The sequence below is a fragment of the Bradyrhizobium altum genome (assembly GCF_020889705.1).
GTDB lineage: Bacteria > Pseudomonadota > Alphaproteobacteria > Rhizobiales > Xanthobacteraceae > Bradyrhizobium > Bradyrhizobium altum.
The window spans coordinates 1-6,974 of sequence record NZ_JACMYP010000367.1; the positions used below are offsets into that span (position 1 = coordinate 1).

Below are 6,974 nucleotides of genomic sequence, written 5' to 3' on the forward strand. Positions count from 1 at the left end.
CCATGGGTGGCGGCATGCACGGTGGCGGCTTTGGCGGCGGAATGCATGGCGGAGGTTTCGGTGGCGGCATGCGTGGCGGAAGCATGGCATTCGCCGCGATGGGCGGCGGCGGCCATTTTGCCGGCGGGCACTTCGGCGGCGCGCGCTTCGCCGGCGCTCCTGCTTTCGGCCCGCGATTTGCCGGAGCCGGATTCCACGGCGGACGCTTCTTCCATCACGGCGGCTTCTTCCATCACCACCGCTTCCATCGCTTCGCATTCTTCGGCGGGCCTTACGTCTATGCCGATTACTACGATGGCTGTTACCGCCGGGTATGGACGTCCTACGGTCTGCAATGGGTCAATGTGTGCGGTGACTATTGGTGATCGCCCAACCAACCGCACCGTTGTCGCGGTCGTCGCCAGACGTTCCATCCAGCCCCGGAATGGGATAGTCTGGCGGCGATCGTCGCGGGGCGGGCGCTCGGAGAGTTGAACACAATGACCGGAGCTCACCGCCGCATTCTCGTCGTCGAGGACGATCCGGAGACCGCGGGTCAACTCGTCGAAGAGCTCACCACCAGCGGCTATGACGTGGACCTTGCGGCGAACGGCCGCGAGGCGCTGAGCCAGGGCGCGGCGCGCGACTATGCCGTGATCACGATCGATCGCATGCTGCCCGATATCGACGGCATCACGGTGATGCGTCAGATGCGCGACGACGGCATCGCGGTGCCGTTTCTGATCATCAGCGCGCTCGGTGAGGTCGACGACCGCGTGCGAGGCTTGCGCGCCGGCGGCGACGACTATCTGGTCAAACCGTTTTCCTTTGTCGAGCTGCTGGCGCGGCTCGAGGCGCTCGGTCGCCGCAGCGAGACCGTTGCCAAGGAGACCATCCTGCGGGTCGGCGATCTTGCGGTCGATCTGATCGCGCGGACGGCAAGCCGCCGCGGCCGGAAGATTCCGCTGCTGCCGAAGGAATTCCAGCTGCTCGAATATCTCACTCGGAATGAAGGCCGCGTGGTGTCGCGCGCCATGCTGTTGCAGCACGTGTGGGATCTGCACTTCGATCCCTCGACCAACATCATCGATGTCTATGTCGGGCGGGTGCGCCGCAAGGTCGACGACCAGCAAGCCTATCCGCTGATCCACACGATCCGCGGCATCGGGTACTGCCTCCGTGCTCCTGGCTAAAACCCTTGGGTCATCGACGTTTCGCCTGGCCTTGATCGCCATCGGCGTCTTCGGCCTGATCGTGTCCGCCATCTTCGCTTACGTCTACTGGTCGACGCTGTCCTATGTGCGCGACAGGTCCGATCGCGCAATCATGACTGAGCAGGCGAGCCTCGATGCTGCCTATGCGCGATCCGGCCGTGATGGCCTGGCCGCGTCGATCGCACAGCGCATTGCGGACAGGGGCGTAGCCGATCATGTCTATCTGTTGGCTGGCCCCGGCTCCGCGGTACTCGCTGGAAATCTGGGGCAATGGCCAAACGATGCTGCCGGGCAGGGATGGGCTGAATTCCGCGCTTCGCTGCCGCAGCTCTCCGCGGAACCCGCTCTGGTGCGAGCTGCGACGGAGACCTTGTCAAACGGCGATCGGCTGCTGGTCGGCCGCGACATCAGCGATCTCGACGGTTTCATGGCGCAGATCAGGGCCGCGGGCATCGCGGCTATTGTGCTGATCATCGGGCTTGCGGCGGCTGCCAGCATCGGGGTCACGCAGCGAACGGTCAGCCGGATCGAGTCGATCAATGCGACCAGTCGCGCCATCATGCTCTCCGGCCTCGACCAGCGCATCCCGCTCCACGGCAGCCATGACGAATGGGATCGCGTCGCCGAGAATCTCAATCTGATGCTGGATCGCATCCAATCCCTGATGGGGGACGTCAAGCAGGTCAGCGAGAATATCGCCCACGACCTGCGCACGCCGCTGACCCGCATGCGCGGCCGGCTCGAGAAGGCCTATCACGCCCCGCGCAACGGGGAGGGCGATGCGGCGCTGATCGGCGACACGATCGCCGATCTCGACGCGGTACTCGGGATGTTCGCATCGATCACGCGGATTTCCGAGATCGAGACGCGGGCTCGCAAGGGTGCGTTCCGCACCGTCAATCTGGTCGAGATCGCAGGCGAGGTGGTCGAGCTCTACGATGCCGCCGCCGAAGAGGTCACCACCCATCTCGATCTTGCCGGCGATCCGGCGGTATTGGTCACCGGTGACCGCGACCTCCTGTTCGACGCCATCGCCAATCTCGTCGACAACGCCATCAAGCATGGCCGTCCGGGCGGACGGGTGACCGTGACCTGCGACAATGACGAAGGTGAAGCGGTGATTTCGGTCGCCGACGACGGCCCCGGCATTCCGGCCGACCAGCACGATCGCGTCTTCAAGCGCTTCTATCGGCTCGAGCAAAGCCGCTATACGCCAGGCAACGGCCTCGGCCTCAGTCTGGTCGCGGCGGTCGCCAGCCTGCACGGCGCGCGCATCGAATTGCGCGACAACGCACCGGGACTGTTGTGCAGGCTCGTATTTCCCGTTGCGGAAACATAGGGAGTGTTAGCGCTGTCGCGAGAATGCGGATGTATGTCCGCCGGACGTGCAACAAACTTGGTGTCGTCCCGGGCAAGCGAAGCGCGACCCGGGACCCATAACCACCAATGAGCATTGCTTTTGCTGAGCTGGGGCCACAGCTCGCTTCAACAACACGACCCTGTGGTTATGGGTCCCTGCTTTCGCAGGGACGACGATGTGGTGAGAGCAGGTCAAAACCGCCCCGCCATCTCCGCGAGCCTCCGATGCGCGGCCTCGCGGGCGGCGCGGATCGGATCAGTGGGGCCGGTGGTCGGGCCGATCGGCACGAAGCGGACGTCGCTGATGCCGATGAACCGCAGCACCTCCCGCAGATAGGGCGTCGCCATGTCGATGCGGCCGCGGTTCATGCCGGTGACGAAGTCGCTGCCGCTGGCAATGATCACGACCGTCGGGCGGTCCTTGAGCAGCGGCAGATAGCCTAACGCCGGATCGAAGCGGAAGGTCAGTCCGGGCTGGATGATGACGTCGACCCACTGCTTGAGCTTGTAGGGGATGGAAAAATTCCACATCGGCGTCGAGATCAGCACGCGGTCGGCCAGCGACAGCCGCAGCGCCAGGCGCTCGGCCATCGCAAAGGCATCTTGCTGCGAATTGGTGAAGCTCTTGCCGCCGATCCGGGCGTACTTGGCCTCAAGCAGATAACCCTCGAACTCGGGCAGCGGATCGCGCCAGAGATTCATCGCGTCGATCTCCCAATCCGGCCGCACCTCCCGGAAGCGATCGAGAAAGACGCGCGCGCCGGCTGCCGATTCCGAATCGGCGCGGGGAGAGCAGGCGACGTGAAGCAGCTTCGGCAATGCATCCGCCTCTCAGCCGAGCGCCTTGATGACGGCGTCTGCGTTGGTCACGACGGAGACGTTCTGCAGGGCAAAATTGATCGCGGCGTTGTGCCAGTCGGCATTCATGGTCGAGCAGCAATCCTCCGGCACGATCATGAAATAGCCCTTGTCGGCGCCGGTGCGCGCGGTGTGCTCGACCGACATGTTGGTCCAGGCCCCGGTGTTGATGATCATGTCGCGGCCGGTGGCCTTCAGGATGGTTTCGAGGCGGGTGCCTTCCCAGGCGCTCATCCGCATCTTCTCGACCACAAAATCGCCCGGGCGCGGCTCGAGACCGGAGACCGGCGCGGCGCCCCAGCTGCCGCGCACCATCGCCTTGCTGTCGACCAGCCCCTCGAACAGCGGCGCGTTCAACGTGACACCGGGCGCGCCCGGCTCGACCACGAACCAGACATGGATGATGGCGACGCCGCGGGTACGGGCGGCCTCGGCGACACGGCGGACATTCTCGACGACATGCTGCTGGCGCGCATGTGCCGGTGCACCGGACTCGGCGAACGCGCCGCCGTCCATGATGACGTCGTTCTGCATGTCCTGGATGATCATCGCGCAGCGTTGCGGATCGATCTGCATCTCGCCGGCGGCGAGATTGGGCGCCGGCGTGGAGGACGATACGGCGCCGGCGCCGCCGCGCTTGCCGGTCATATAGGGCTCGTTGCGCGGCCCGACCTTGGTCGGGATCGCGTAGACCGAATGGGTCGCGGTCAGATAGAGCGTCCGGAAATCGGCGCCGCCCCAGGCGAGGTTGGCGACGAGCTCGGGCAGGCGGATCTTGCCGAGCAGATTGCCGTCTGGCGAATAGACCCAGACGCCGCCGGGCGCGGTGACCCAGACATTGCCGCGCTGGTCGCACTTCATGCCGTCGGGCAGACCGGGCTGGAGCTCGGAGCGAATGCCGGATGCGAACACGCGCGGATTGCCGAGCGAGCCGTCGCCGGTGACGTCGAAAGCGCGGATCAGAGCCTGCACGGTGTCGTTGACATAGAGGATGCGCTCGTCGGGCGAGAAGCACAGCCCGTTCGGCTGCTCGAACAGATAACGATCGACCAGCAGTTTCGGCGCGCCGCCGCTGGGCGGCACGCGATAGACGCCCTGGAAGCCAAGCTGGCGCGGCCGCTCGACGCCATAGACCGGCATGCGGCCATACCAGGGATCGGAGAAATAGATCGCACCGGAGGAGTGCACGCAGACGTCGTTCGGACTGTTGAGCTCCTGGTTCTCGTAATGCGAGGCCAGCACCTCGCGCCGCCCGTCGGGCCGCTCACGGATCAGCGAGGAGGTCGCGTGCTCGCAGACGATCAGATTGAGGTCGGCATCGTAGGTCATGCCGTTGCACTTGTTCGACGGCCGCTTGACCTCGACCACGCCGCGCCGCGCGTCCCAGCGCCGTCGCACGTCGCCCGGCATGTCGGAGAACAGCAGGAAGTGATCGACCGGATGCCAGATTGGCCCCTCGGTAAAATCGAAGCCCGTTCCGACCTGGCCGACCGGTGCATAGGGATCGATCAGGTCATCGAACTCCCCGCGCAGCGTGACATGCGTCATCGCGTCAGTCCTCCGCGTCTACGCCGGAAACCAGCTGCGTTGCGGCAAGCTTTGCACGACGGGCCCGGGGACCTGGTCGTGCAGGCGGCCGACCACTGCGCCGCCCTCGATCTTCGCCGGGCGATCATGCACGGGGAGCAAATAGCGCGAACTCGACAGCAGCTTCTTGATCGCGGCCTTCTCGGCGCGCTTGCTGGTGCCGTGGTTGCCGGTGGTACGCGGCTCGGCGTCCTGGATCTCGTTGAAGGGGGTGACGATCTGGTCGTTGAAATCGTAGATCACGTCGCCGCAGATCGTGGCAATGCCGTCGGCGGTGTGGACGTGGATGTTCATCGAGCCTTCGGTATGGGCGTTGGCGGCATCGCAATAGACGCCCGGCATCAGCTCGACCGGACCGGTGATCTCGAGGTCGAGGAAGCGCAGCGCGCTTTTGGTGTGCAGGCGGTCGATCAGGTGCTTGATGTCGGGCGCGGGATATTGCGGATGCATCAGGCCGGAGACCGAGTATTCCAGCTCCTTGCGGTTGACGACGACGGTCGTGTTCATCGGGAACAGATCGTCCTTGCCGGCATGGTCGATGTGCAGATGGGTGTGGCAGACGAAACGGACGTCGCCCATCCGCACGCCGTGGCGGGCGAGCTGATTCTCGATCATGTTCTCGTGAAACTGGAGGCCGCGCATGCCGAGCGTCTCCATGATCTGGTTGGAGCGATAGCCGGTATCGACCAGCACGGGGTAGGGGCCGCCGAGGATCAGGAATCCGAGCGTCAGCACGCGGCGGGTGCGGCCGCAATTGTGCCCGAGCACGAGGAAGCTCGATTCCAGCTCGATATCGCCGTAGTCCAGGATCTTGATCTCCAACGGCATCGCTCTCCCTCCCAATTCGTGTTCGTTGATATGTTCGTGCGCAGCGCGGCTATGGCCCCAGCCGATAGACCCGCGTCGCCGTTATGCTGAAGATTGCCTCGCGCTGCTCGCGGCTGAGCCGTTCGGCAGCCGCCTTGAAGGCGTCGATGAGATCGCGGTAGCTGGTCCACAGCTTCTCGATCGGAAAGTTCGAACCGAACAGGCAGCGGTCCGCGCCGAAGATCGCGACCGTGTCGATCATGACGCCGGCGATATGCGCGGCATCGTTGCGATGGATGAAGGTGCCGAGCCCCGACAGCTTCGACACCACGTTGGGACATTGCGCGAGCCGGGCCATGCCGGCGCGCCAGGCGGCGCGGCCTTGCGGCGACAAATCCTCCAGCATCCCGGCGTGTTGCAGGATGAACGTCACGTTAGGGCAGGCCTCGGCGAGGCCCGCGGCATCGGCCATCTGCGGCGCGAACACCTGCAGGTCGAAGCTCCAGCCATAGTCGGCGAGGTGGCCGACATTGTGCCGGATCACCGGATCGGTGCAGAGATCGGGACGGGCCGCGAAGCGATAGAGCTCGTTCTCGTGCCAGTGCAGCTGCATGCGCACGCCGCGCACCAGCGGATAACGCTTCAGCCGATCGAGCTGCGGCCGGACGTCGTTGACGGAAAAATCGGCATAGGCGACGAGCGCGTGCGGCCAGCCGTGCTGATCCGCGGTCTGCTGCACCCAGGCCGCCTCGTCCTCGAATTGGCCGTTCGGCCAGTTGGTCTGGACGTAGACCGAGCGGGTGACGCCGGTGCCCTTGAGGTCGTCGAGATACTCTTCGATCGGATAGTCGCGGCGGATCGGCTCGTAGGGGCCGAAGATGCGCGGCTGCATTGGGCCGGACAGCCAGGCGAGATCGGCCTGTCGCCAGATGTGATGATGTCCGTCGACAATGCCAGTCACGCAGCTCTCCTTGTTGCAAGCGACAGCAGATGCGCGACCACTGCCGCGCTCGATCCGCCGTCTACGAGATCATCGACGAAGCGCTGGATCGCGATCAGCGCCTCGGTTTGCGGCTTGAAGCCGGGCGACGTCGCGAGCGGCGTCAGCCAGCTCACGCGCCAGGCCCGGCGCGACAGCTTTGCGACCGCATCGCGCAGCGCCGCCGGGTC

The 6,974-nt window shown here is 65.2% G+C and carries 7 protein-coding genes and 1 pseudogene; 3 read left to right on the plus strand and 5 right to left on the minus strand.

What is annotated here, in order from left to right; all coding sequences use genetic code 11:
• The 3 genes from H8B02_RS43650 to H8B02_RS43660 form a co-directional block, all read left to right on the plus strand.
• Positions 1 to 365, plus strand: a 365-nt coding sequence (locus H8B02_RS43650; RefSeq protein ID WP_229171963.1) for a hypothetical protein, incomplete at its 5' end; no start/stop codon positions are given.
• 114 nt (positions 366 to 479) lie between these two features.
• Positions 480 to 1,172 (plus strand): response regulator transcription factor, encoded by a 693-nt coding sequence (locus H8B02_RS43655; RefSeq protein WP_163151609.1) that lies wholly within the window; start codon positions 480 to 482, stop codon positions 1,170 to 1,172.
• 283 nt (positions 1,173 to 1,455) lie between these two features.
• Positions 1,456 to 2,532, plus strand: coding sequence for a sensor histidine kinase (locus H8B02_RS43660; protein ID WP_376711783.1), 1,077 nt, complete (start codon positions 1,456 to 1,458; stop codon positions 2,530 to 2,532).
• Positions 2,533 to 2,744: 212 nt separating this feature from the next.
• Here the strand turns inward: H8B02_RS43660 and H8B02_RS43665 are convergent, their stop codons facing one another.
• From H8B02_RS43665 to H8B02_RS43685, 5 genes and pseudogenes are all read right to left on the minus strand, one after another.
• Positions 2,745 to 3,371 carry an FMN-dependent NADH-azoreductase gene (locus H8B02_RS43665; protein ID WP_229171965.1) on the minus strand — a complete coding sequence of 209 codons (627 nt, stop codon included), beginning with the start codon at positions 3,369 to 3,371 and terminating at the stop codon, positions 2,745 to 2,747.
• Between the two features lie 12 nt (positions 3,372 to 3,383).
• Positions 3,384 to 4,958, minus strand: coding sequence for an isochorismatase family protein (locus tag H8B02_RS43670; RefSeq protein WP_229171966.1), 1,575 nt, complete (start codon positions 4,956 to 4,958; stop codon positions 3,384 to 3,386).
• Between the two features lie 18 nt (positions 4,959 to 4,976).
• Positions 4,977 to 5,825, minus strand: a complete 849-nt coding sequence (locus H8B02_RS43675; protein WP_229171967.1) for an MBL fold metallo-hydrolase — start codon at positions 5,823 to 5,825, stop codon at positions 4,977 to 4,979.
• Positions 5,826 to 5,874: 49 nt separating this feature from the next.
• Positions 5,875 to 6,765, minus strand: coding sequence for an amidohydrolase family protein (locus H8B02_RS43680; RefSeq protein ID WP_229171968.1), 891 nt, complete (start codon positions 6,763 to 6,765; stop codon positions 5,875 to 5,877).
• Positions 6,762 to 6,974, minus strand: a pseudogene (locus tag H8B02_RS43685) (hypothetical protein); the annotation flags it as partial. The gene H8B02_RS43680 and the pseudogene H8B02_RS43685, both read right to left, overlap by 4 nt.